The organism is Porphyrobacter sp. THAI-01a (genome assembly GCF_056868655.1).
Genome location: NZ_CP180579.1, coordinates 1 through 20,476, shown reverse-complemented (window position 1 = coordinate 20,476; position 20,476 = coordinate 1). Strand labels below are relative to the sequence as shown.

General features: G+C 69.5%; 21 protein-coding genes. 13 read left to right on the top strand and 8 right to left on the bottom strand.

Features of this window, described 5'->3' with window-relative positions; genetic code table 11:
- Positions 1 to 28 precede the first annotated feature (28 nt).
- Positions 29 to 1,033: a ligase-associated DNA damage response exonuclease gene (locus ACMX37_RS00105; protein WP_483146955.1), complete on the top strand. Its 1,005-nt coding sequence runs from the start codon at positions 29 to 31 to the stop codon at positions 1,031 to 1,033.
- 22 nt (positions 1,034 to 1,055) lie between these two features.
- On the opposite strand, the gene ACMX37_RS00100 is transcribed toward ACMX37_RS00105, so the two are convergent.
- On the bottom strand, positions 1,056 to 1,373 hold the full coding sequence (locus tag ACMX37_RS00100) for a hypothetical protein (RefSeq protein ID WP_483146954.1): 318 nt from the start codon (positions 1,371 to 1,373) through the stop codon (positions 1,056 to 1,058).
- A gap of 98 nt (positions 1,374 to 1,471) precedes the next feature.
- Between ACMX37_RS00100 and ACMX37_RS00095 the strand changes: the two genes are divergently transcribed.
- Positions 1,472 to 3,070 (top strand): cisplatin damage response ATP-dependent DNA ligase, encoded by a 1,599-nt coding sequence (locus ACMX37_RS00095; protein ID WP_483146953.1) that lies wholly within the window; start codon positions 1,472 to 1,474, stop codon positions 3,068 to 3,070.
- A 50-nt stretch (positions 3,071 to 3,120) separates the two neighbouring features.
- Positions 3,121 to 3,636, top strand: coding sequence for a DUF1993 domain-containing protein (locus tag ACMX37_RS00090; protein WP_483146952.1), 516 nt, complete (start codon positions 3,121 to 3,123; stop codon positions 3,634 to 3,636).
- Here the strand turns inward: ACMX37_RS00090 and ACMX37_RS00085 are convergent.
- Genes ACMX37_RS00085 through ACMX37_RS00065 form a run of 5 tightly spaced genes read right to left on the bottom strand, consistent with a single transcriptional unit; the run spans position 3,633 to position 8,098 of the window.
- Positions 3,633 to 4,199 (bottom strand): gamma carbonic anhydrase family protein, encoded by a 567-nt coding sequence (locus ACMX37_RS00085; protein WP_483146951.1) that lies wholly within the window; start codon positions 4,197 to 4,199, stop codon positions 3,633 to 3,635. The genes ACMX37_RS00090 and ACMX37_RS00085 overlap by 4 nt on opposite strands.
- Positions 4,196 to 4,753 carry a GNAT family N-acetyltransferase gene (locus ACMX37_RS00080; RefSeq protein WP_483146950.1) on the bottom strand — a complete coding sequence of 186 codons (558 nt, stop codon included), beginning with the start codon at positions 4,751 to 4,753 and terminating at the stop codon, positions 4,196 to 4,198. Before ACMX37_RS00080 ends, ACMX37_RS00085 begins: the two co-directional genes overlap by 4 nt.
- Complete coding sequence (locus ACMX37_RS00075; RefSeq protein WP_483146949.1) at positions 4,750 to 5,301, bottom strand: GNAT family N-acetyltransferase; 552 nt, start codon at positions 5,299 to 5,301, stop codon at positions 4,750 to 4,752. The genes ACMX37_RS00080 and ACMX37_RS00075 overlap by 4 nt, the downstream gene beginning before the upstream one ends.
- Complete coding sequence (gene hemB / locus ACMX37_RS00070) at positions 5,294 to 6,289, bottom strand: porphobilinogen synthase (RefSeq protein ID WP_088912848.1); 996 nt, start codon at positions 6,287 to 6,289, stop codon at positions 5,294 to 5,296. Before hemB ends, ACMX37_RS00075 begins: the two co-directional genes overlap by 8 nt.
- Before the next feature lie 45 nt (positions 6,290 to 6,334).
- Entirely contained in the window at positions 6,335 to 8,098 is a 1,764-nt protein-coding gene (locus ACMX37_RS00065) for a peptidoglycan DD-metalloendopeptidase family protein (protein WP_483146948.1), read from the bottom strand.
- 213 nt (positions 8,099 to 8,311) lie between these two features.
- Here ACMX37_RS00065 and ACMX37_RS00060 point away from each other — a divergent pair, with 213 nt between their 5' ends.
- The 6 genes from ACMX37_RS00060 (at position 8,312) to ACMX37_RS00035 (ending at position 13,845) form a co-directional block, all read left to right on the top strand.
- On the top strand, positions 8,312 to 11,044 hold the full coding sequence (locus ACMX37_RS00060; RefSeq protein ID WP_483146947.1) for a helicase-related protein: 2,733 nt from the start codon (positions 8,312 to 8,314) through the stop codon (positions 11,042 to 11,044).
- A complete protein-coding gene (locus ACMX37_RS00055) occupies positions 11,041 to 11,406 on the top strand; it encodes a S4 domain-containing protein (RefSeq protein WP_483146946.1) in 366 nt (121 codons plus the stop codon). Before ACMX37_RS00060 ends, ACMX37_RS00055 begins: the two co-directional genes overlap by 4 nt.
- A gap of 10 nt (positions 11,407 to 11,416) precedes the next feature.
- Positions 11,417 to 11,755: a ferredoxin FdxA gene (gene fdxA / locus ACMX37_RS00050; RefSeq protein WP_483146945.1), complete on the top strand. Its 339-nt coding sequence runs from the start codon at positions 11,417 to 11,419 to the stop codon at positions 11,753 to 11,755.
- A 260-nt stretch (positions 11,756 to 12,015) separates the two neighbouring features.
- Positions 12,016 to 12,549: a CarD family transcriptional regulator gene (locus ACMX37_RS00045; RefSeq protein ID WP_088912852.1), complete on the top strand. Its 534-nt coding sequence runs from the start codon at positions 12,016 to 12,018 to the stop codon at positions 12,547 to 12,549.
- Between the two features lie 139 nt (positions 12,550 to 12,688).
- Positions 12,689 to 13,471 carry a GIN domain-containing protein gene (locus tag ACMX37_RS00040; protein WP_483146944.1) on the top strand — a complete coding sequence of 261 codons (783 nt, stop codon included), beginning with the start codon at positions 12,689 to 12,691 and terminating at the stop codon, positions 13,469 to 13,471.
- 38 nt (positions 13,472 to 13,509) lie between these two features.
- Positions 13,510 to 13,845, top strand: coding sequence for a hypothetical protein (locus tag ACMX37_RS00035; protein ID WP_483146943.1), 336 nt, complete (start codon positions 13,510 to 13,512; stop codon positions 13,843 to 13,845).
- On the opposite strand, the gene ACMX37_RS00030 is transcribed toward ACMX37_RS00035, so the two are convergent.
- On the bottom strand, positions 13,842 to 14,759 hold the full coding sequence (locus ACMX37_RS00030; protein WP_483146942.1) for an L-threonylcarbamoyladenylate synthase: 918 nt from the start codon (positions 14,757 to 14,759) through the stop codon (positions 13,842 to 13,844). The genes ACMX37_RS00035 and ACMX37_RS00030 overlap by 4 nt on opposite strands.
- Before the next feature lie 75 nt (positions 14,760 to 14,834).
- Here ACMX37_RS00030 and ACMX37_RS00025 point away from each other — a divergent pair, with 75 nt between their 5' ends.
- Positions 14,835 to 16,577, top strand: coding sequence for an acyl-CoA dehydrogenase family protein (locus tag ACMX37_RS00025; RefSeq protein WP_483146941.1), 1,743 nt, complete (start codon positions 14,835 to 14,837; stop codon positions 16,575 to 16,577).
- 1 nt (position 16,578) lies between these two features.
- The gene (locus tag ACMX37_RS00020) at positions 16,579 to 17,400 is read left to right on the top strand and encodes a DUF815 domain-containing protein (RefSeq protein WP_483146940.1); all 822 of its coding nucleotides are present in this window, start codon (positions 16,579 to 16,581) and stop codon (positions 17,398 to 17,400) included.
- Here the strand turns inward: ACMX37_RS00020 and ACMX37_RS00015 are convergent.
- Positions 17,397 to 18,872 carry a PQQ-dependent sugar dehydrogenase gene (locus ACMX37_RS00015; RefSeq protein WP_483146939.1) on the bottom strand — a complete coding sequence of 492 codons (1,476 nt, stop codon included), beginning with the start codon at positions 18,870 to 18,872 and terminating at the stop codon, positions 17,397 to 17,399. The two genes, ACMX37_RS00020 and ACMX37_RS00015, sit on opposite strands and share 4 nt — an antisense overlap.
- A gap of 65 nt (positions 18,873 to 18,937) precedes the next feature.
- Here ACMX37_RS00015 and ACMX37_RS00010 point away from each other — a divergent pair, with 65 nt between their 5' ends.
- Together ACMX37_RS00010 and ACMX37_RS00005 are read left to right on the top strand one after the other, a co-directional pair.
- Positions 18,938 to 19,438, top strand: a complete 501-nt coding sequence (locus ACMX37_RS00010) for a GAF domain-containing protein (RefSeq protein WP_483146938.1) — start codon at positions 18,938 to 18,940, stop codon at positions 19,436 to 19,438.
- A 110-nt stretch (positions 19,439 to 19,548) separates the two neighbouring features.
- The gene (locus ACMX37_RS00005; protein WP_483146937.1) at positions 19,549 to 20,397 is read left to right on the top strand and encodes a hypothetical protein; all 849 of its coding nucleotides are present in this window, start codon (positions 19,549 to 19,551) and stop codon (positions 20,395 to 20,397) included.
- Positions 20,398 to 20,476 lie beyond the last annotated feature (79 nt).

Sequence of the window (20,476 nt, the reverse complement as noted above, 5' to 3'; positions counted from 1 at the left end):
CTTCCGCGCCCTTTCTGTTTAGACCACGATGAGCTCCCCCTTCTCCTGGATCCGGCCCGAGCCGTGGGGCATCCATGTCGTCCCCGCCGATATCTGGGTCGACCCCTCGCGTCCCGTGACGCGCGCGCTGGTGACGCACGGCCATGCCGATCACGCGCGCGGCGGGCACGGGGAGACCATCGCCACCCCGGCGACGCTGGCGATCATGAAGTTGCGCTACGCGACTTCGCAAGGCGCGGTGCCGGTGGAATATGGCGAGACGATCCCCCTCGGCGGCGGTGTCTCGGCGACCTTCCTGCCCGCGGGGCACGTGCTCGGCTCTGCGCAGATCCTGCTCGAGCACGCGGGCGAGCGGGTGGTGATCACCGGCGACTACAAGCGCGCCGCCGATCCGACCTGCGCGCCCTTCGAAGTCACCCCCTGCGACATCTTCATCACCGAGGCGACCTTCGGCCTGCCGGTCTTCACCCATCCCCCCATCGCCGAGGAGATCGGCAAGCTGCTCGAGGCGCGCGCGGAAAACCCCGATTCTTGCATCCTCGTCGGCGCCTATGCGCTCGGGAAGGCGCAGCGGGTGATCGCGGAACTGCGGCGGGCGGGCCACAGCGACACGATCTGGCTCCACGGCGCGATGGAGGCGATGTGCAATCTCTACGAGGAGCACGGCGTGGCGCTGGGCGACCTGCGGCTCGTCAGCGATGCAACCAAGGACCAGATGCGCGGCAGCATCGTAATGGCGCCGCCCTCCGCGCTCAACGACCGCTGGAGCCGCCGCCTGCCCGAACCCGTCACCGCCATGGCGAGCGGATGGATGCGCGTGCGCCAGCGCGCCCGCCAGCGCGGGGTCGAGCTGCCGCTGGTCATCTCCGACCATGCCGACTGGGGCGAACTCACCCGCACCATCGCGGAGGTGAACCCGCAGGAAACCTGGATCACCCACGGTCGCGAGGAGGCGCTGCTGCGCTGGTGCGATCTCTCCCAGCGCCGCGCCCGCGCGCTGGCGCTGGTGGGCTACGAGGACGAGGATGACTAGCACCCCCGCCCTCGCACACGGCTTACTTAATGGCGGTCAGATCGGCGTCGATCTTGGCGAGCATCTCGTCGGTGATCAGCCCCTGCGAGAAGGGCGCGAGGGTCTTGAGGCTCAGCGCCTTGAACTGGTCGTAGGCGGGGTGCTGGTCGATGCCGGGCAGGTGCTTGGCGAGCACGGCCTTGGCGCGCTCGTCGGCCATCAGCGCCTCGATCGGGGTGTCGATCGAGAACAGCGAGGCCGGGGCGGGCGCAGTCGGCGCCGGGTCCTGCGCAAGCGCGGCGGCGGGCACCGCAACAGCGGCGAGGGCAAGACCGAAGGCAGCGAGAGGCGAGAACGTCATGCAGGCGGTTCCTTGTTGAAGACGCAAGGCAAAGGCGCGTCGGTCACGCTATCTAGCGCATCCGTATGTCGGCGCAATGAACCGGTTGGTCGCACCTGATGGAGGAATTCGCCGCCCTGCTGGATGCACTGGTCTACACCACCAGCCGCAACCGCAAGCTCGCCCTGATCGCCGCCTATCTGCGCGAGAGCCCCGATCCCGACCGCGGCTGGGCGCTCGCGGCGCTGACCGACGGGCTCGACTTTCCGGCGGTGAAGTCCTCGACGGTGCGCAATCTGATGATGGAGCGGGTCGATCCGGTGCTGTGGGCGCTCTCCCGCGATTTCGTGGGCGACACGGCCGAGACCGCAAGCCTGCTGTGGCCCGAGCCGGACGATCCGGCCCCGCATCCCGACCTGTCGCTCGCCGAGGTGGTCGAGCGCCTGTCCGCCCTCACCCGCGCCAGCGCGCCGCGCGAATTGCCCGGCTTGCTCGACAGGCTCGATGCCAAGGGCCGCTACGCCCTCATCAAGCTCGCCACCGGCGGGATGCGGGTGGGCGTTTCGGCGCGCCTCGCCAAGACCGCCTTTGCGCTGGCCTTCGATGTCCCGGTGGAGGAGGTCGAGGAATACTGGCACGCCCTCGGCCCGCCCTATACCGAACTTTTCGCATGGGCCGCGGACGGCGCTCCCGCCCCCGACCTCGCCGGCGTGCCGCGTTTCCGCCCCTTCATGCTCGCCCACCCGCTCGAGGACGGGGAGGTGGATCTCGCGGACTATGCCGCCGAGTGGAAGTGGGACGGCATAAGGGTGCAGCTGGTCCGGGCGGGCGGAGAGACGCGGGTCTATTCGCGCTCGGGCGACGACATATCGACGACATTCCCCGAACTGCTCGATGTCCTGCCGATGGACGCGGTACTGGATGGCGAATTGCTGGTGCGCGGCTCCGCGCAGGGCGGCGAGGCGGGCGGCGCGGCGAGTTTCAACGCGCTCCAGCAAAGGCTTGGGCGCAAGACCGTCTCCAGGGCGATGCTCCGCGAATATCCGGCCTTCGTGCGGCTCTACGACGTGCTGCTGCTCGAAGGCCACGATTGGCGCGAGGCTCCGTGGGAGTCGCGCCGCGCAACTCTGGAGGCGCTGATGCCGCGCCTGCCGGAAAGCCACTTCGATCTCTCGCAACTGGTCGAGGCCGAAGACTTCGCCGCCCTCGCCGCGATCCGCGACACCGCGCGCGACGAGGCTATCGAGGGGCTGATGCTCAAGCACCGCACCAGCCCCTACGTGGCGGGCCGCAAGGTCGCCCTGTGGTACAAGTGGAAGCGCGATCCGCTGCTGATCGACTGCGTGCTGATGTATGCCCAGCGCGGCAGCGGCAAGCGGTCGAGCTTCTATTCGGACTACACCTTCGGCTGCTGGGACGGCGATCCCGATGCAGGCGCGGAATTGCTCCCGGTCGGCAAGGCCTATTCGGGCTTCACCGACGAGGAGCTGAAGAAGCTCGACCGCTTCGTGCGGCAGAACACCCTCAACAAGTTCGGCCCGGTGCGCGAGGTGGAGCGCAAGCTGGTGTTCGAGGTCGCCTTCGATTCGGTGCACGCCAGCAAGCGCCACAAGTCCGGCCTCGCCATGCGCTTCCCCCGCATCCACCGCATCCGCTGGGACAAGCCTGCGCACGAGGCGGACCGGGTGGAGGGGCTGAGGGCGCTGATAAAGGATTGACGGGAGCCGCGCGGCGCATGACAAGTTGCAAATCGCAACCGGAGAGTACCATGTCCTACGCCACCGCAGCCCTTGCCACCTGTGCCAACATGCTCGGCACACTCGATCACCTCGTCACCAAGGCCGAAGGCCACGAGAAGGGCGAAGCGCTGCTTCAGGCGCGGCTCGCCGAAGACATGTTCCCGCTACACACCCAGATCCGATTCGCCATCGATCAGGTGGTAACCGCCCTGAAGCGGCTCGGAGCGTCGGAGCTTGCCGCGGACGACAGCGAGATCGCCAGTTTCGCCGAAGCCCACACCCGCATCGCGGCTGTCCAGGCGCTGGTTGCGGAAACAGATCCGGCGACCTGGCCCGCGAGCGCCGACGTCGTGGAGTTCGACCTGCCCAACGGCATGGGCTTCAGGATGCAGGCGCATGAATATTGCCGGGACTGGGCGATCCCCCAGCTCTATTTCCATGTCATGGCCGCCTACGCGATCCTGCGTGCAGAAGGGCTCGCCGTCGGCAAGGCCGATTATGTCGGCTACATGATGAAGTACCTGAAGCAGCCCGTCTCGGGTTAGCCGAGCGCGGCCGCCACCGCGGCGGCGTGGTGCTTCGCGTTCTCGGCATAGTGCATCACGCCCACGCGCATTCCGGCGATGGCGGCGTCGTTCAGTTCCTTCATCTTCACCGCCGGCCGCCCGGCCCACAGCTCGCGCTCGCCCATGACCTTGCGCTCGGTGAGCATCGCGCCCGCTGCCAGCATCGCATCGGAGCCGATCACCGCCTTGTTCATGACGATCGCGCCGAGGCCGACAAAGCCCCGGTCGTGGATCGTGCAGCCGTGCACCATCGCCATGTGGCCGATCAGCACGTCGTCGCCGATCACCAGCGGGCAGCCGTCGGGGTCGCCGGGGCGCGGCGGGTCGCAGTGGAGGACGCTCCCGTCCTGGACATTGGTGCGCTCGCCGATGCGGATGCTGAAGACGTCGGCGCGCAGCACGCAATTGTACCAGATCGAGGAGCCCGCCCCGATCACGACATCGCCGATGATCGTGCAGCCGGGGGCGATGAAGGCGGTCTCGTGGATCTGCGGGGTCTTGCCGTGGATCGGCACGATGTTGACGCCGGGGCGTGTGGTCATGGCAGGGATTCCCATTCTGCGCGGGTGATCGCGTATTGGATGGTCGGGTTTTCTTCGGGCGGGTCGGCGGGGTTGTGGAAGGCGAGGTCGTCGCGCCGGCGCATACCGAGCTTCTCCATCAGCCGCCAGCTTCCCTCGTTCGCGTGACAGGTCATGGCGACGATGTGCGGCGCGCGATGCACCGCGAAACCCCAGTCCATCACCGCGCGCATCGCCTCGAAGGCATAGCCGCGGCGCCAGCGGTCCTCGCGCACCAGCCAGCCGATCTCGTGATCGCCGGGGTTGGGGGCGAGCGGATGGATGATCCGGCGCAGCCCGCAATGGCCGACGAACTCGCCAGTGGCGCGCTCCTCCATGATCATGAAACCGAAGCCCTCGGCGGCGAACCCCGCGCGCGATGCGTCATGCTTGGCGGCGATCACCGCGCGCGGCTGCACGCCGCCGAGCCAGCGCATCACCGCAGGGGTGTTGAGCAGGGTCATGTGCGGATCGAGGTCGTCCTCGCCGATCTGCCGCAGGATCAGCCGTTCGGTGGTCAGAACAGGTGCCGTCACGCCGCCTCCCATGTCTCGCGCGCGATGGCATAGGCGATGATGCGCGGGTTGGCGGGATCGAAATCCGGGCTGTCGAAGTCGAGGCCCTCGCGCCGCTGCATCCCGAGGCGGATCATCAGGCCCCAGCTCGCCGCGTTGTTCTGCACGGTGAGCGCGATCACCTCGTCCGCACCGAAGCGGTGGAAGGCGAGGTCAATCGCGGCAGCGGCGGCCTCTTTCGCGTAGCCCTGCCCCCAGGCATCCTCGCGCAGCCGCCAGCCCACTTCCATCATCCCCTGCGGCCCGCCCGCCTGGTTCGAGCGTTTTAGACCGCAGAAACCGAGCAGCGCGCCATCCTCGCGGCGTTCGATCACCCAGAACGTGTGGCCGTGGTCGGCGCGGTAGCTCTCGACCCGCGCCTGCGCCGCCGCGCGTCCGCTCTCGTCCTGCACCCCGCCGAGCCAGCGCATGACGGCGGGCGTGTTGGTCACGCGCCAGAACTCGGGCCAGTCCGCCTCGCGCCAGTCGCGCAGGGTGAGCCGGGCGGTGTCGTGACGGAATTCACCCATTCAGCAAGCGGGCAACGTGGGCGGCGTGGTAGGTCAGCACCCCGCTGCACCCAGCGCGCTTGAAGGCGATCAGCTTCTCCATCACCAGCGCGTCGCGGTCTCCGATGCCGGCGGCCTGCGCGGCCTCGATCATCGCGTATTCGCCGGAGACCTGGTAGGCGAACACGGGCACGTCGAAGCGCTGCTTCACCCGGTAGATGATGTCGAGATAGGCGAGCCCCGGCTTCACCATCACGCTGTCGGCCCCTTCCGCGATGTCCATCGCCACCTCCCGCAGCGCCTCGTCGGCATTGGCGGGGTCCATCTGGTAGGCCTTCTTGTCCCCCTTGAGCAGCCCACCGCTCCCCACCGCATCGCGGAACGGGCCGTAGAAGGCGCTCGCATATTTGGCGGCGTAGGACATGATCTGGACATTGGGATGCCCGTTCATCTCCAGCGCCATGCGGATCGCATGGATGCGGCCGTCCATCATGTCCGAGGGCGCGATGATGTCCGCGCCCGCATTGGCCTGGTTCACCGCCTGATCGACCAGCACCGCCACGGTCGCATCGTTCACGACATAGCCGGTCTCGTCGACCAGCCCGTCCTGCCCGTGCGAGGTATAGGGATCGAGCGCGACGTCGGTCAGCACCCCGATGTCGTTGCCGCAGGCGTCCTTGATCGCGCGGATCGCCTGGCACATCAGGTTGTCGGGATTGTGCGCCTCGGCCCCGTCGTCGGTGCGCAGCTCGCGCGGCGTGTTGGGGAACAGCGCGATCACCGGAATGCCGAGCGCCACCGCCTCCTTGGCGCGGGCCACGATCCCGTCGACCGACCAGCGCGAGACGCCCGGCAGCGTCGCCACCGGCTCCTCGACGCCCTTGCCCGAGGTCACGAACAGCGGCCAGATCAGGTCCGCCGGCGTGACGGTGGTCTCGCGGTGCAGCGCGCGGCTCCAGCCGTGGGCGCGGGTGCGGCGCAAGCGGGTGTTGGGGAAATGTCCGGTCATGGCCGCGAGGATTACGCGCAATCGCGGCTGGACGACAAGTGCTCGTTACAGTTTGCGTGCAGCCGGGGTCGGACCGGCGATCTTCTCGATCTCGCGCACCGGCTCCTTCACTTCGTCCGGTTCGGGCGCGAGGTCCTTGAGCGCGGCGCCGACCTCGATTTCCTTGAGCCGGATGAGCTGGCGGCGGAAATCGATCAGCTCGGTGCCCGAAAGCAGCGCGCGGCTGACGAACTGGACGGTGGCCGGATTGATCACCCGCCCGCCGCGATACATCTCGTAGTGGAGGTGCGGCCCGGTCGAGAGGCCGGTCGAGCCGACATAGCCGATCACCTGCCCGCGCCGCACCGACATCCCGGCGTTCACCGCCATGCGGCTCATGTGGCAATAGCGCGTCGAGAGGCCCCCGCCGTGCTCCAGCCGCACCTGGATGCCGCAGCCGCCCGAACGGCCGGCGCTCGACACGCGGCCATCGCTGACGGCGACGATCGGGGTGCCGTATTGCGCCTTGAAGTCGACCCCGGCGTGCATCCGCATGTAGCCGAGGATCGGGTGGCGCCGCATCCCGAAGTTCGAGGTGACCGCCCCCGGCACCGGCGCCAGCAGGCCGCGGCGCTGCTCGCCCACGCCCGAGGCCTCGTAGAAGCGGCCCTCGCCGCCCCAGCGCATCAGCTGGGTGCGCGGCTTGCCGTCGCGGTCGACGCCGGCATAGAGCAGCTGGCCCGCCTGCCGCTCGCCCGTCGCGGCGCGGCGATAGGCGATGATGATGTCGAATTCGTCCGAGGAACGCACCTCGCGGTCCATGTCGATCTGGGCATCGAGGGCCTTGAGGTATTCCTGCACCGCGCTCGCGGGAACGCCGGCCTGGCGCATCGAGCGGTAGAGGCTGCTGCCGACCATGCCGCGCACGCGCAGCGGGGTCTCGTCGACGCGGATCACGTTGCGCTTCAGCGCCAGTGGGCCGGAAGGGATGACGGGCGTTCCGTCCGGCGACACCTCGCCGACGCCGGGGCGGGTCAGCTGGAGCTCCAGATCGAAGCGCGCGCGGAAGGCGAGGCTGTCGAGCGGGCGCGGCTCGCCCGGCGCGGGGCGGCGGCCGAGCACGAGGTCCATCTGCGTGCCGGGCTGGATGTCGCCCACCGCCACCGCCTGCCCGACCAGCGCCGCGGCGCGATCGATATCGCCCGCCGCCACGCCCGCACGGCGCAGCATCGAGGCGAAGCTGTCGCCCGGGGCAAGGGTGACGAGCATCTGGATCTGCGGCCGCTCGGGCGCGCTCTTGAGGGGGATCACCGCCTGGGTCGGCCCCATGCGCCGCCCGCTGTCGGCGCCCAGCGCCAGCGGCAGGATCATCTGGCTGCGCAGCTCGCTTTCGACCGCATCGGACTGCGGCAGGGCCGGGCGCGCTTCGAGCGGGGTGAGATCCGGCCAGAAGGCGAGGGCCACCGCGCCCAGCCCCACCATCGTTCCCAGCCCGCGCAGCCAGCGGCGGCTGCCGATGTCCTCGGCCAGATCAGGGGCGAGGTCGAGCCGGTCGAACCACCGCGAGGCGGCAAGACGCCATTCCTCGTAGCTTGCGCCAAACCCGGACGCCCCCAGCCGCAGCCTGCCGCGCAGACGCTGCGCTTTCGTCGGTTCGGCCAGTGCGCGGGCATTGCGGAAATAGGCGGCAAGTTCGCGCGCGGTTTCCGGATCCACGGGCGGCGGCACGGGCGGCACGACCGCAAGCGCGCGCGAACGGTCAGGCGCCTCGCCGCCCGGCGATGCCTCGTCCGGATCGCCTCCGTCATTCAGTTGTCGCGCGTGATCCAACTTCTCTGCCCCGGAAGCGGTGCCCTCGCGGGGCAGGCCAGGCCCATTCGTTCCGGCCGACCTTTGTCGCATTTCTCTGCCAGAACAAAGTAAATCCCGTCTTAACCAGCGACCAGCCGCGCCCCACACACGATAAGGTGATGTGCGTAGCGGTGCCCGGCCCTCACCCATGGCCTTGCCCCCCGGCGGCAAGCCTGACAGAACCCCCGCGTCGTGACCCTGACCCCACCTTCCCGCCCCGGCGAAGAGCGCCGCGTGCGCGCCGTGCTCGGGCCGACCAACACCGGCAAGACCCACCTCGCGATCGAACGGATGTGCGGCCATTCGAGCGGCATGATGGGCTTCCCCCTCCGTCTGCTCGCGAGGGAGGTCTACGACCGGGTACGCGCGATCAAGGGGGACAAGCAGGTCGCGCTGATCACCGGCGAGGAGCGGATCGAGCCGCCGGACGCGCGCTATTTCCTCTGCACCGCCGAAGCCATGCCGCGCACCATGGGCGAGGTCGCCTTCGTCGCGCTCGACGAGGCGCAGCTGGGGGCGGACCCCGAACGGGGGCACATCTTCACCGACCGCCTGCTCCACGCCCGCGGGCGCGAGGAGACGATGATCCTCGGCAGCGCCACGCTCGAACCGATGGTCAAGGCGCTGATCCCCAAGGCGGAAGTGACCAGCCGCCCGCGCTTCTCGACCCTTTCCCACGCCGGCATCTGCAAACTCTCGCGCCTGCCCAAGCGCAGCGCCGTCGTCGCCTTCTCGGTCGAGCAGGTTTACGCGATGGCCGAGGCCCTGCGGCGCTTCCGCGGTGGGGCAGCGGTGGTGATGGGCGCGCTCTCGCCCGAGACACGCAACAAGCAGGTCGCCATGTTCCAGTCGGGCGAGGTCGACTACATCGTCGCCACCGACGCGATCGGGATGGGCCTCAATCTCGATCTCGACCACGTCGCCTTCGCCGCACTCAGCAAGTTCGACGGGCGCAGGAAGCGCCGCCTCACGCCGTCGGAAATGGCCCAGATCGCCGGCCGCGCCGGGCGGCACCAGCGCGACGGGACCTTCGGCACCCTTTCCGGCACCGGCAAGGGCGACGGCGAGCCGCTCGCCTTCACCGACGAGGAGGTCTACGCGATCGAGGAGCACCGCTTCGCGCCTCTCACCCACCTGTTCTGGCGCGAGGCCGATCCCCGTTGCGATTCGCTCGAGCGGCTGATCGCCGATCTGGAAGCGCGGCCCGACAATGCCGTCCTCAAACCCGCGCCCGAGGCGATCGACCTTGCCGTGCTGAAGCGACTGGCTTCGGACCCCATCGCCGACACGGTGCGCGGGGCGGGGAGCGTACGGCGGTTCTGGGAGGCCTGCTCCCTTCCCGACTTCCGCAATCTCGGGGTCGAACCCCACGCGCGCTTCGTCGCCCGCCTGTGGGACGACCTGCGCGGCGGCTATCTCGGCGCCGATTTCGTCGCCGCACGCATCGCCGAGCTTGACCGGATGCAGGGCGACATCGACACGCTGCAAGGGCGGATCGCGGCGATTCGCAGCTGGGCTTATATCTGCCAGCGGCCCGACTGGGTGCTGGCGCGGGACGAAATGGCGGCGCGGGCACGCGCGGTCGAGGCGAAGCTTTCTGATGCGCTGCACGCGCGGCTCACCGAAAGGTTCGTCAACCGGAGGACGACACTCTTGATGAAATCGCTGGGCCAGGACGCGACTGCGCTGCCCGTCACCCTCGAACCCGACGGTCACCTTACCGTGGAGGGCGAGAGCATCGGCCGCCTCGAAGGCTTCCGCTTCCACGTCGACCCTTCCGCAGGCGTCGCCGACCGCCGGATGCTGCTGGCGGCGGGGGAGAAGGCATTGCCCGCACTGCTCGCGGAACGCGCCGAGTGGCTGCTGTCGCAGGGCATCGCCGAGCTCGAGATCAGCGGCGGCGCGATCCGCTGGCAGGGTCGCGCTTTGGCCGAGATTGCTTTCCCCGGCCACCCCGGCTCGGGCAATTTCGGCACCCCGCGCCTGACCCTGACCTGCGACGTCGCGCTGCTGCCCGATGCGGCGAAGGCCTCCCTCGAGGCGGGGCTTTCCGCATGGCTGGAGAAGCAGCTCGAACCGCTCGAACCCCTGCGCAAGCTGGCCGAGGCCGCGCGCGATCCCGCGGCCGGATCGCAGGCCCGCGCGCTGGTCATCACCCTGATCGAGGCGCGCGGCGTCATCAGCCGCGAGGAAGCGGGGCTCGAGAACCTGCCCAAGGAGATGCGGCCCTATCTGCGGAAGCTGGGCATCACCTTCGGCGCGCTCGACATCTTCGATGCGCCGCTCCTCAAGCCCGCCCCGCGCCGGCTGCTGCACGCACTGGGGCTGGACACCCGCGCAGTGCAGGAGGCGATGCTGCCGGTGCTGGCGGAAGGGAGCTGGGCCAAGGGCCGCCTGCCCGCCGGCTACCGCTACGCCGGGTCGCAGGCGATCCGCGTCGATCTCGCCGAGAAGATCTTCCGCGCGGCCTTCGAGGCGCGGGGCGCGGTGGTCGCGGCGCATCCCAAGGAGCGCAACCGCCCGTTCCGGGTCGATCTGGCACTCGCCGTGTCGGTCGGGCTCGAGGCCGACAATGCCCGCCGCCTGCTCGGCAGCGCCGGCTTCCGTGTCGAGCGCGCGCGGGCCCTGCCCGAAGGCGCGCAGGGTGCCCCCGCGCCCGACCGCTGGTACTGGCGTCCGCGCCGTCCCGACGAGAAGCGCGGCGGGGAACGCCGCCCGGCGCGCAAGGACGCACGCCCGCAGGACGCGCGCGAGAACCGCGGCCAGCCCAAAGGCAAGGGTCAGCAGGGTCGCGGAAAGCCCCCGCGTGAGGGTGGCAAGCGCGGTCCCGACACCCGCCAGAACCCGTCCAGACCTCCCGTGGACACCGGCCCGGCGCGGGCCGGCGGGGCCTTCGACAAGCTGGCGGACCTGCTCAAGGGATGAGCCCCGGCAGCACGGGAGAATCGCTCAGGATCGACCGGCTGCTGGTCTACCTGCGCTTCGCCCGTACCCGCTCGGCGGCGCTGGCCCTGATCGAAAGCCGTGCCCTGCGCCGCAACCGGCAGCACGTCCTGCGCCCGTCGGAGCCGGTCCGCACCGGCGATGTGCTGACGATTGCGCTGGGCGGCACGGTGCGGGTGATCGAGCTTCTCGCCCTGCCCGAACGGCGCGGTTCGCCCGCCGCGGCGCGTTCGCATTATCGTGAGGTTGACGAAGACGGACTTGACCCTAAAGCGCAAATCACCATAGCAGCGTCGCCTTCCGGGGCATCACGCCCGCCCGACGATCCCGAAGACTTCTCTTGAAAGAGCCGCAATGACTTACGTCGTCACCGAAGACTGCATCAAGTGCAAGTACACCGACTGCGTGGAAGTGTGCCCGGTCGACTGCTTCTACGAAGGCGAGAACATGCTGGTGATCAACCCCAGCGAGTGCATCGATTGCGGCGTGTGCGAACCGGAATGCCCGGCCGAGGCGATTCTTCCCGATACCGAGGACGGGCTGGAGAAGTGGCTTGAGCTCAACACGAAATATTCCGCTGTCTGGCCCAACATCACCAGCCAGAAGTCCCCGCCCGAGGATGCCGACGCGCACAAGGGCGAAAAGGACAAGTTCGAGAAATACTTCAGCGACGCGCCGGGCGACGGGGACTGAGCCCGGTCTTCCTGCCGGTCTGCATGGCTTTGCAGGCCTGCACAAAATCGCTGACTCGCAATTTTGTTGCAGACGTGTTATATGATGCCGCAACCGCGCGTGGCCAGGCCCGCGCAGGCGTTGAAACCAGGAAGGCCCGACACCAGCAAACCCCCTCCGGATGATCCACACCCGGCGCTCGCCCCGCGAGGGGCAAGGTCGCGCCGCCGGGCGGATCGTCCCTCTCCCGTTGCCGGGTCGGCCCACAGAAAGGAACTTGCATGGCAAGCACCGCGAACGCATTCACCGTCGGCGATTATGTTGTCTACCCCAAGCACGGCGTGGGCCGGGTGGTCGAACTCCAGAAGGAGGAGATCGCCGGGATGCAGCTCGAACTCTACGTGCTGCGGTTCGAGAAGGAGCGCATGACGCTCCGCGTGCCGGTCAACAAGGTCGAAGCCATCGGGATGCGCAAGCTGTCTTCCGACAAGACCCTCAAGCAGGCGATGGAAACCCTCAAGGGCAAGCCCAAGGTCAAGCGTACCATGTGGTCGCGCCGCGCGCAGGAATACGAAGCCAAGATCAACTCGGGCGACCTCGTGTCGATCGCCGAGGTGACCCGCGACCTGTTCCGCCCCGAAGACCAGCCCGAGCAGTCCTATTCGGAGCGCCAGATCTTCGAAGCGGCGTCCTCGCGCCTCGCCCGCGAACTGGCGGCGATGGAGGAAACCGACGAGCAGACCGCGCTCGGCAAGATCCTCGACGTCCTGCGCGAACACGCTCCGCAGTATTACGACAACGCCGAAGAAGCCTGAGTCTTCTCCTGCCGCGACAAAGCATCAAGGGCTGCCCTTGCGGGCGGCCCTTTTTGCTGTTGCGAGGCATGCTCTTGCGCGGGACGGCATGGTGTATTACATCCGCAATACGCCATACGGCCATCGGGAGAGACACAGCATGACCCACGCCCTGCCCCGGCACCTCGCCTCCGCCGCGCTCGTCGCCGGCGGCCTCGCGCTCGCGGCCTGTGACGGCGCCGAGATCGAGATCAACGGCCAGAAGGGCGTGCCGCTCTCCGAGATCGAAATCGCCGGCGCACCGCCCTCGAAGGTCTTCCTCGCCTCGGGCGACACCGTGATCGTCACCGAGGGCGATACCTTCGCGATCGCGGTCGAGGGCGCGGACACCGAAAGCCTGCGCTTCGTGCGCGACAGCGAGATCATCGGCATCACCCGCGAGAATGGCTGGAAGGGCGAGAGCAACGCCACCATCCGCATCACCATGCCCCCGCCCAGGGAAGTGATTATCGGCGGCGCGGGGACCGTGAAGCTCCCGACCCTCGCCAGCGAGGCCGACATCAATATCGGCGGCAGCGGGCTGGTCGAATTCGGCACCATCGCGGCCCAGAAGCTCGGCATCAACATCGGCGGCAGCGGCACGGTGCGCGGGGCCGGCACGGTCAGGTCGCTCGAGATCCTGATCGGCGGCAGCGGCGATGTCGAAATGGCAGGTCTGAAGGCCGACACGGCCGAGGTCACCATCGGCGGCGCGGGCGATGTCGCCTTCGCCTCGGACGGGACAGTGGAAGCCAATATCGCAGGCGCGGGCGACATCAACGTGACCGGCACCGCCAAGTGCACCGTCCAGGCGATGGGCTCGGGCACGCTCAACTGCGCGCCGGGCGGCAGCGGCGGGGCGAGCGCGGCGATCCCGGCACCTGCGGCAAAACCCGCAGAATAGCGGTTGCCTGAGGGCAAGCATCGCGCGAATACACGCGCATGATGCACGCGCTCAAGCTCTCGGCTCTCGCCCTTGCCGCCCTCGCCCTGCAGGGCTGCCTCGCCAAGGCGGCCGTCACTGCCGTGACCTTGCCGGTCAAGGCCGCCAGCCGGGGCGTCGATCTCGCCACGGAAAGCCAGTCCGAGGCTGACGAGAAGCGCGGCCGCGAAATCCGCAAGCGCGAGGAACGCCTCGGCAAGCTCGAACGCGACTACGACAAGGCAATGCAACGCTGCGGCGATGGCGACGACACGGCCTGCGAGGCCGCCCAGGCGATCCGCGCCGAGATGAAGGCGATCATGCCCGGCGTCCCCGTCGAGCCGGACGACCGCTAGGCCGCAGCCCGCCGCAGCCGGTCGTTGATCGCGCGGCCCACGCCCTCCTCGGGCACCGGAGCGACCGCAATCCGGGGCTGCGGGGCGCGGGCGGCTTCGTGAAGGCAGGCATAAAGCCGCGCGGCGGCTTCATCGATGTCACCGCGCGCTGACAGCGTGACATCACCCGTCACCGGTCCGAAGCCGATCAGGAACTCGTCCGCGCCTGCCTGCGTGACGCCGAGACGCACCGGCTTGCCGGGCGCGTAGTGGCTGGCGAGCTGTCCGGGGGCCTCGATTGCCTCGCCCGCCGCCTGCGATGCGATCTGGAGCGGGCCGGGGCGCAGTTCCTCCACGCTCCCATCGGCGCGCACCGCGACGATGGTCGATTCCACGCCGGCCATGGTCGCCCCGCCATCCAGCACCAGGTCGATCCGCCCGTCGAGCGAGGCGAGCACGTGGTCTGCGCAAGTCGGGCTGATGAAGCCGCTGCGGTTGGCCGACGGCGCCGCAAGGGGAAAGTCCACCGCCCCGAGCAGGGCGCGCATCGCCGGGTGGGCCGGCGCGCGCAGGGCGATGGTCGGAAGGCCCGCCGTTACGGCCTCGGCCAGTGCGGCATCCCTGCGGCGCGGCAGGACCAGCGTCAGCGGCCCGGGCCAATGCGCCTGTGCCAGGGCTCGGGCCTCGGGCGAGAATTCGGCGTAGGCCTCCGCCTGCGCCAGACCGGTCACATGCACGATCAGCGGGTTGAAGTCCGGGCGGCCCTTGGCGGCATAGATCCGCGCCACCGCCTCGGCGCTGTCGGCACGCGCCGCGAGGCCGTAAACCGTCTCGGTTGGCACCGCCACCAGCCCGCCCGATTCGAGGATTCGCGCGGCTTTCGCGATCCCCTCGGGCCCTGCAGGCACCACTTCCGTAACGTTCTTGCCGCTCATGCCCGGGCGCTATATTCGTTTGCCCGCCCTGCCAAGTGCGCGGGCCATTCTCCACACCCGAAGGACGCCCCCGAAGTGACCCCGTTTACCCCGCCGACCGCCGACCAGCTGCTCGCCATCCGCGTCAACGCAGGGATCGAGGAGCTGGCCCAAAGCGAACGTTTCGCCCATGCCGAGCCCGATCTGGTCGAGGCGATCGTGGAAGGTGTCGGCCAGTTCGCGGCGGGCGAATTCGCGCCGCTCAACCGCGTCGGCGACCTCGAGGGCGCGAAGCTCGAGAACGGTGTCGTGCGCCTGCCCGACGGGTTCGAGGCCGCGTACAAGGCCTATGTCGAGCAAGGCTGGAACGCCATCGCTTCGCCGGTCGCGCACGGCGGGCAGGGCCTGCCCTTCACCCTCGCCTGCAACGTGCTGGAGAACCTCGGCGCGGCGAACATGGCCTTCACCCTGCTACCGATGCTCTCGGTCGGCGCCATCGAGGCGCTCGAGCATCACGGCTCGCCGGCCCAGCAGGCGATGTACCTCCCCAAGCTGGTGAGCGGCGCGTGGTCCGGCACCATGAACCTCACCGAACCCGCCGCCGGGAGCGATGTCGGCGCGCTGCGTTCGACCGCGGAACCCATCGAGAGCGGCGAACACGCGGGCAAGTACCGGATCACCGGCCAGAAGATCTACATCACCTGGGGCGAGCATGACCTCGCCGAGAACATCATCCACCTCGTGCTGGCGCGGCTCCCCGGCGCGCCCGAGGGATCGCGCGGCATCTCGCTCTTCGTGGTGCCGAAGTATCACGTGAACGCCGACGGCAGCCTCGGCCCGAAGAACGATCTTCGCTGCGTCAGCCTCGAACACAAGCTCGGCATCAACGCCTCGCCGACCTGCGTGATGAGCTACGGCGATAACGGCGAGTGCATCGGCGAGCTGGTCGGCCAGCCCAACAAGGGGCTCGCCGCGATGTTCACGATGATGAACAACGCGCGCATCAATGTCGGCAACCAGGGCGCGCAGATCGCCGAGCGGGCGACCCAGCAGGCGCTCGCCTATGCCCGCGACCGCATCCAGTCCGCCCGCGCCGGATCGCCCGACAAGACCCCGGTGGCGATCATCGAGCACCCCGACGTGCGCCGCATGATTCTGCGCATGAAGGCGCTCACCGAAGGGGTGCGGGCGCTGCTCTACTACTGCGCGGGGCAGGTCGACCGCGGCAACCTCGGCGACGAGGCGGCGCGGGCGCGGGGCGAGATCGTCGTGCCGCTGATCAAGGCCTGGGGCACGGATGTCGGCGTCGAGGTCTCCGGCCTCGGCATCCAGATCCACGGCGGCATGGGCTTCGTCGAGGAGACCGGCGCGGCCCAGCACTGGCGCGATTCACGCATCGCCCCGATCTACGAGGGCACCAACGGCATTCAGGCCGCCGACCTTGTCACCCGCAAGCTCGGGCTCGAGGGTGGAGAGGCGATGATCGCGCTGTTCGACACCATCGCCCGCGAGACTACCGATGAATTCGCCCTCTCCGCCCTCGCGCGGGACTGCGGCAATGTCGCGCGGTGGATGCGGGACGACGCCAGCCTCGATGATCGTCTGGCCGGCAGCGTGCCCTTCTGCACGATGGCGGCGGTGTGCGTGGCGGGGTGGCAGCTGACGAAGCAGGCGGCGGCGGTCAAGGCCGGCGCGGCGCCTGAACTCGCCGCGACCAAGCCGGTGACGGTGCGCTTCTTCCTCGACCGGATCGTGCCCGAGGCTGCGGGCCTCAAGGCCGGCGCGGTGGCGGGCGCCGACCTGCTCTACGCGCTCCCCGCAGAGGCGCTGGTCGGCTGACATGGCCGAGGGGGGCGACGCGCTGGACCGGATCGCCGCCGCGCTCGAGCGGCTCGCCCCGCCGCCCCCGCCGCCGGCCGACTGGCTCGCCCATCCCGCCTATGTCTGGGACGGCACGCGGGCGCAGGCGGTGCCGGAGCCCGATGCCCTGCCCCTCGATGCCCTGCACGGGATCGATGCCCAGAAAGTCGCGCTGCGCAACAATTGCGCCCGCCTCGCCTCGGGCGCGGCGGCGCATGACGTGCTTTTGTGGGGCGCGCGGGGCATGGGCAAGTCGGCGCTCGTGCGCGCCTGTATGGCCGACGTGCAGCGGGAGAGCCTGCAGGCGCTCGCCCTCGTCCAGCTTGCCCCGGGCAGCCTGCCGACCTTCCCCGCGCTGATCGCCGAACTGGCAGGCGTGGACCGCGCCTTCCTGCTGTTCATCGACGATCTCGGTTTCGGCGCCGAGGGGCGGGCGGAGATGCTGGCCCTCAGGAGCCTGCTCGACGGCGGGGTCGCCCCGCGACCGGCGCAGATCCGCCTTGCGGTGACCGCCAACCGCCGCGCCATCGTCGAGCGGGAGGACACCTCGGGCGCGCTCCACGAACGCGACGAGCGTGACGATGCCTTGGCGCTCGCCGACCGCTTCGGGCTTACGCTGGGCTTCCACCCGGCGGACAAGGACACCTATCTCGCGATCCTCGCAGGCTACCTTGCGCCGCTCGGCCTCGGTTTCGATCCCGAGGAGGCGATGGCCTTCGCGATCCAGCGCGGCAACCGCTCGGGCCGCACCGCGCTGCAATTCGCGACCGAGCTGGCCGGACGGGCGGGGCTCCGGCTCTAGTTGACCTTCTGCCCGGCCTGCCTGCGCAGGTAATCGGCCTCGAAATCGGCCCGCGGATCGCGCAGCGCGCGGGGCGGGAGCGAGGCGCCCTCTAGCCGCGCGATCGGCGCGGCCGGCGCAGCGGTGGGCGAGCGCACGCGCCAGACGATCCCCGCCGTGTCGTCCGAGACGAGCAACGAACCGTCACCCGCCCATTCGACCCAGGTCGGCCGCCCGCGGGTGGTGCCGTCCGCCTTGAGGAAGCCGGTCAGTACCGGCCTGGGCTTGCCGACCGGATTGCCGCGCGCGTCGAAGTCGACGAACACCACATCATAGCCCGAGGGCGGCTTCCTGTTCCACGAACCGTGCCGCGCGATGAAGGCCCCGCCCGCGAAGTTCTCGCCCATCCGGTCGCCCTCCTTCGAGAACACCAGCCCCAGCGCCGCGACATGCGGGCCCAGCGCGAATTCGGGCTTGCGGACATATTCCATCAGGAAGCGCGGCATCGGCGCATCGACGCGGCGGTCGCGGTTGTTCTTGTAGTAGATCCAGGGCCAGCCGTACTGCGCGCCGACCGGCACGTTGGTGAGGTAATCGGGCACGAGGTCCGACCCGAGCATGTCGCGCTCGTTGACCGTGGTCCACAGCTCGCCCGTCCAGGGACTGAAATCCATGCCGTTGGGGTTGCGCAGCCCGGCGCCGAACTGGCGCGGGCGGCCCTTGGCGAGATCAAATTCCCAGATCATCGCCCGGCCCTGCTCGATGTCCATGCCGCTCTCGCCGATATTGCTGACCGAGCCGACCGCCACATAGAGGCGCTCGCCATCGGGAGAGAGCTCGAGGTTGCGCATCCAGTGCCCGCCACCGGGCGCGAGGTCCATCAGCTTGCGCGGGCTGCCGGTCACCTTGGTGCTGCCAAGCGCATAGGGATAGGCCAGCACGGCGTTGTGGTTGGCGACGAACAGCGTCCCGTCCTTCCATGCCATGCCCGAGGGCGAATCGAGGCCTTCGAGGATCACCTGCCGCGTCTCGGCGCTGCCGTTGCCATCGGCATCGCGCAGCAGCACGATTTGATTGGGCGATTCGCCGGTGGCACCGGCCTTGCTCAGCAGCTTGTCGGCAATCCAGCCCTTGATCGCGTCCATGATCCCGCCGCCCGCATTCTCGACCTTGGGCGCGCGGGTCAGGGCGACGAGGATATCGCCATTGGGCAGCGCGAACAGCGTGCGCGGATGCTCCAGCCCCTCGGCAAAGCGCGTCACCTCGAGCCCCTCGGCCGGAGTCGGCGCCTCGCCCGCCTGCCAGCCCACAGGCTTGGCGATCTGCACCGTGGGGAAGGTCTGCGCCTCGCCTTCCTGCAACACGGGATCGGTGCCGGTGACCTCCTCGACCGAAAGATCGGCAGTGTCGCCGCGGGTCAGGAGAAACAGCGCGATCCCCACGATCACGACAAGAACGACGAGAGCGATTGCGATTTTGCGGAAAATGGCCATGTGGCGGGGATAAAGCCCGCCTGCGCTGGCGGCAACCTCCCAAGCGACGAAAGACGAACAGCCCCATGTACGACTTCAAGCCCGCCGCGCCGCTCGACACGGAAGCCCTCTACCGCGAGCTTCTCGCCGCCGCCGAGGCGCTCACGGCGGACGAGCCGGACGGTGTGGCCAACATGGCCAATGTCGCCGCGCTCCTGTGGGAGTTCCTGCCCGATCTCAACTGGGCGGGGTTCTACCGCGTCGCCCCGGCCAAGGGCGGCGGGGCCGAGGAACTCGTGCTGGGGCCCTTCGTCGGCCGGCCCGCCTGCATCCGCATCCCCTTCGGGTGCGGGGTGTGCGGGGCCGCGGCGCGGGAGGGCGCGACGCAGCTTGTCGCCGATGTCCACGCCTTCCCCGGCCACATCGCCTGCGACGCCGCCAGCGCGAGCGAACTGGTCGTGCCCGTGCTGCGCGAGGGCGCGGTGGTCGCGGTGATCGATCTCGACAGCCCGTCCCCCGCCCGCTTCACCGCCGAGGATGCCGCAGGCATCGAGGCGCTCGCGGCGCTGCTCGCCGACCGGGTCTGATCCTTCCCGAAACGGGACAGCGCCGACTCCTCCGCTTGGGCGGCGGGCGCGTGCGGTGGTAAGCCTTTGCTAACCATCAGCCGTCCGGGCTGACCAAGGGGGATTTGTTCATGCCCAAGCTTCCGTCGACCCTCCCGCTCGCCGCGCTGGCGCTCGCCCTTCCGGCGGCGGCCCAGGCGCAGAACTACGCCGACCTGCCGCCGCTCGCGCCGATGGCCGAGGCCGAGGTCCGCACCCTCCCCGCCGACATGCGCAGCGCGCCGGTGATGATGCAGCCGACCGAGACCGTGACGAACGTCAACGGCGTCGAGACCATCACCCGCACGCGCCGGATCGATGCACCGCGCCCGATGCCGGCCGCGCCGATGCATCAGGGCTACGCGCCCCACGGCTATGCCGCGCCGGTCGCCTATGGCCCCGCGCCCGTCGTGTTCGAGCGCCAGCAGTGGATCGACGAATGCCGCCGCCGCACGCGGGGGCAGGACAAGGACAGCACCGGCGCGATCATCGGCGGCCTGCTCGGCGCGATCGCCGGGGGCTTTGCCGGTTACGAGATCGCCGGAGTGGGCGACCGCGTGCTCGGCACCGTCCTGGGCGTCGGCGGCGTGGGGCTGATCGGCGGCCTCCTCGGCAGCCTGTTCGACGGCGACGACGACGACCGCTACGACTGCGAAGCCGCGCTCGACGCCTATCTCTCGCAATACGGCACGCCTGGCCCGCGCATCGCCAGCCGCGAAATCGCCTATCCGGCTTACGCGCAGTCCTATGCCTATCCGGCCTATTCCTACGGCTACAGCTATGCCCCGCCGCCGCAGATGGTGCTGGTGCCGGTGCGCAGCGAGGTGCAGCAGCAGGTCGTGGTGCGCGAAACCGAGCGTTACGAGACCTACACCGTGCCCGGTGCCTCGCGCGTCATCCCCGCGCCGCGCCCCTCGCCCAAGATGATCAAGAACCGCTAGGTCTCTCCCCTTCGGGGGAACAAAGAAAGCCCCGCGGAGTCAGGCGACCCGCGGGGCTTTTTCGTGCCGAGTAGGGGTG

What these genes read in the sequence shown, in the direction of transcription:
- ACMX37_RS00100 (WP_483146954.1), bottom strand. Translation starts at nt 1,373, where the DNA reads ATGACGTTCTCGCCTCTCGCTGCCTTCGGTCTTGCCCTCGCCGCTGTT.
- ACMX37_RS00040 (WP_483146944.1), top strand. Translation starts at nt 12,689, where the DNA reads ATGACCCACGCCCTGCCCCGGCACCTCGCCTCCGCCGCGCTCGTCGCC.
- ACMX37_RS00005 (WP_483146937.1), top strand. Translation starts at nt 19,549, where the DNA reads ATGCCCAAGCTTCCGTCGACCCTCCCGCTCGCCGCGCTGGCGCTCGCC.
- ACMX37_RS00085 (WP_483146951.1), bottom strand. Translation starts at nt 4,199, where the DNA reads ATGACCACACGCCCCGGCGTCAACATCGTGCCGATCCACGGCAAGACC.
- ACMX37_RS00035 (WP_483146943.1), top strand. Translation starts at nt 13,510, where the DNA reads ATGATGCACGCGCTCAAGCTCTCGGCTCTCGCCCTTGCCGCCCTCGCC.
- hemB (WP_088912848.1), bottom strand. Translation starts at nt 6,289, where the DNA reads ATGACCGGACATTTCCCCAACACCCGCTTGCGCCGCACCCGCGCCCAC.
- ACMX37_RS00055 (WP_483146946.1), top strand. Translation starts at nt 11,041, where the DNA reads ATGAGCCCCGGCAGCACGGGAGAATCGCTCAGGATCGACCGGCTGCTG.
- fdxA (WP_483146945.1), top strand. Translation starts at nt 11,417, where the DNA reads ATGACTTACGTCGTCACCGAAGACTGCATCAAGTGCAAGTACACCGAC.
- ACMX37_RS00105 (WP_483146955.1), top strand. Translation starts at nt 29, where the DNA reads ATGAGCTCCCCCTTCTCCTGGATCCGGCCCGAGCCGTGGGGCATCCAT.
- ACMX37_RS00015 (WP_483146939.1), bottom strand. Translation starts at nt 18,872, where the DNA reads ATGGCCATTTTCCGCAAAATCGCAATCGCTCTCGTCGTTCTTGTCGTG.
- ACMX37_RS00090 (WP_483146952.1), top strand. Translation starts at nt 3,121, where the DNA reads ATGTCCTACGCCACCGCAGCCCTTGCCACCTGTGCCAACATGCTCGGC.
- ACMX37_RS00030 (WP_483146942.1), bottom strand. Translation starts at nt 14,759, where the DNA reads ATGAGCGGCAAGAACGTTACGGAAGTGGTGCCTGCAGGGCCCGAGGGG.
- ACMX37_RS00045 (WP_088912852.1), top strand. Translation starts at nt 12,016, where the DNA reads ATGGCAAGCACCGCGAACGCATTCACCGTCGGCGATTATGTTGTCTAC.
- ACMX37_RS00075 (WP_483146949.1), bottom strand. Translation starts at nt 5,301, where the DNA reads ATGGGTGAATTCCGTCACGACACCGCCCGGCTCACCCTGCGCGACTGG.
- ACMX37_RS00020 (WP_483146940.1), top strand. Translation starts at nt 16,579, where the DNA reads ATGGCCGAGGGGGGCGACGCGCTGGACCGGATCGCCGCCGCGCTCGAG.
- ACMX37_RS00095 (WP_483146953.1), top strand. Translation starts at nt 1,472, where the DNA reads ATGGAGGAATTCGCCGCCCTGCTGGATGCACTGGTCTACACCACCAGC.
- ACMX37_RS00010 (WP_483146938.1), top strand. Translation starts at nt 18,938, where the DNA reads ATGTACGACTTCAAGCCCGCCGCGCCGCTCGACACGGAAGCCCTCTAC.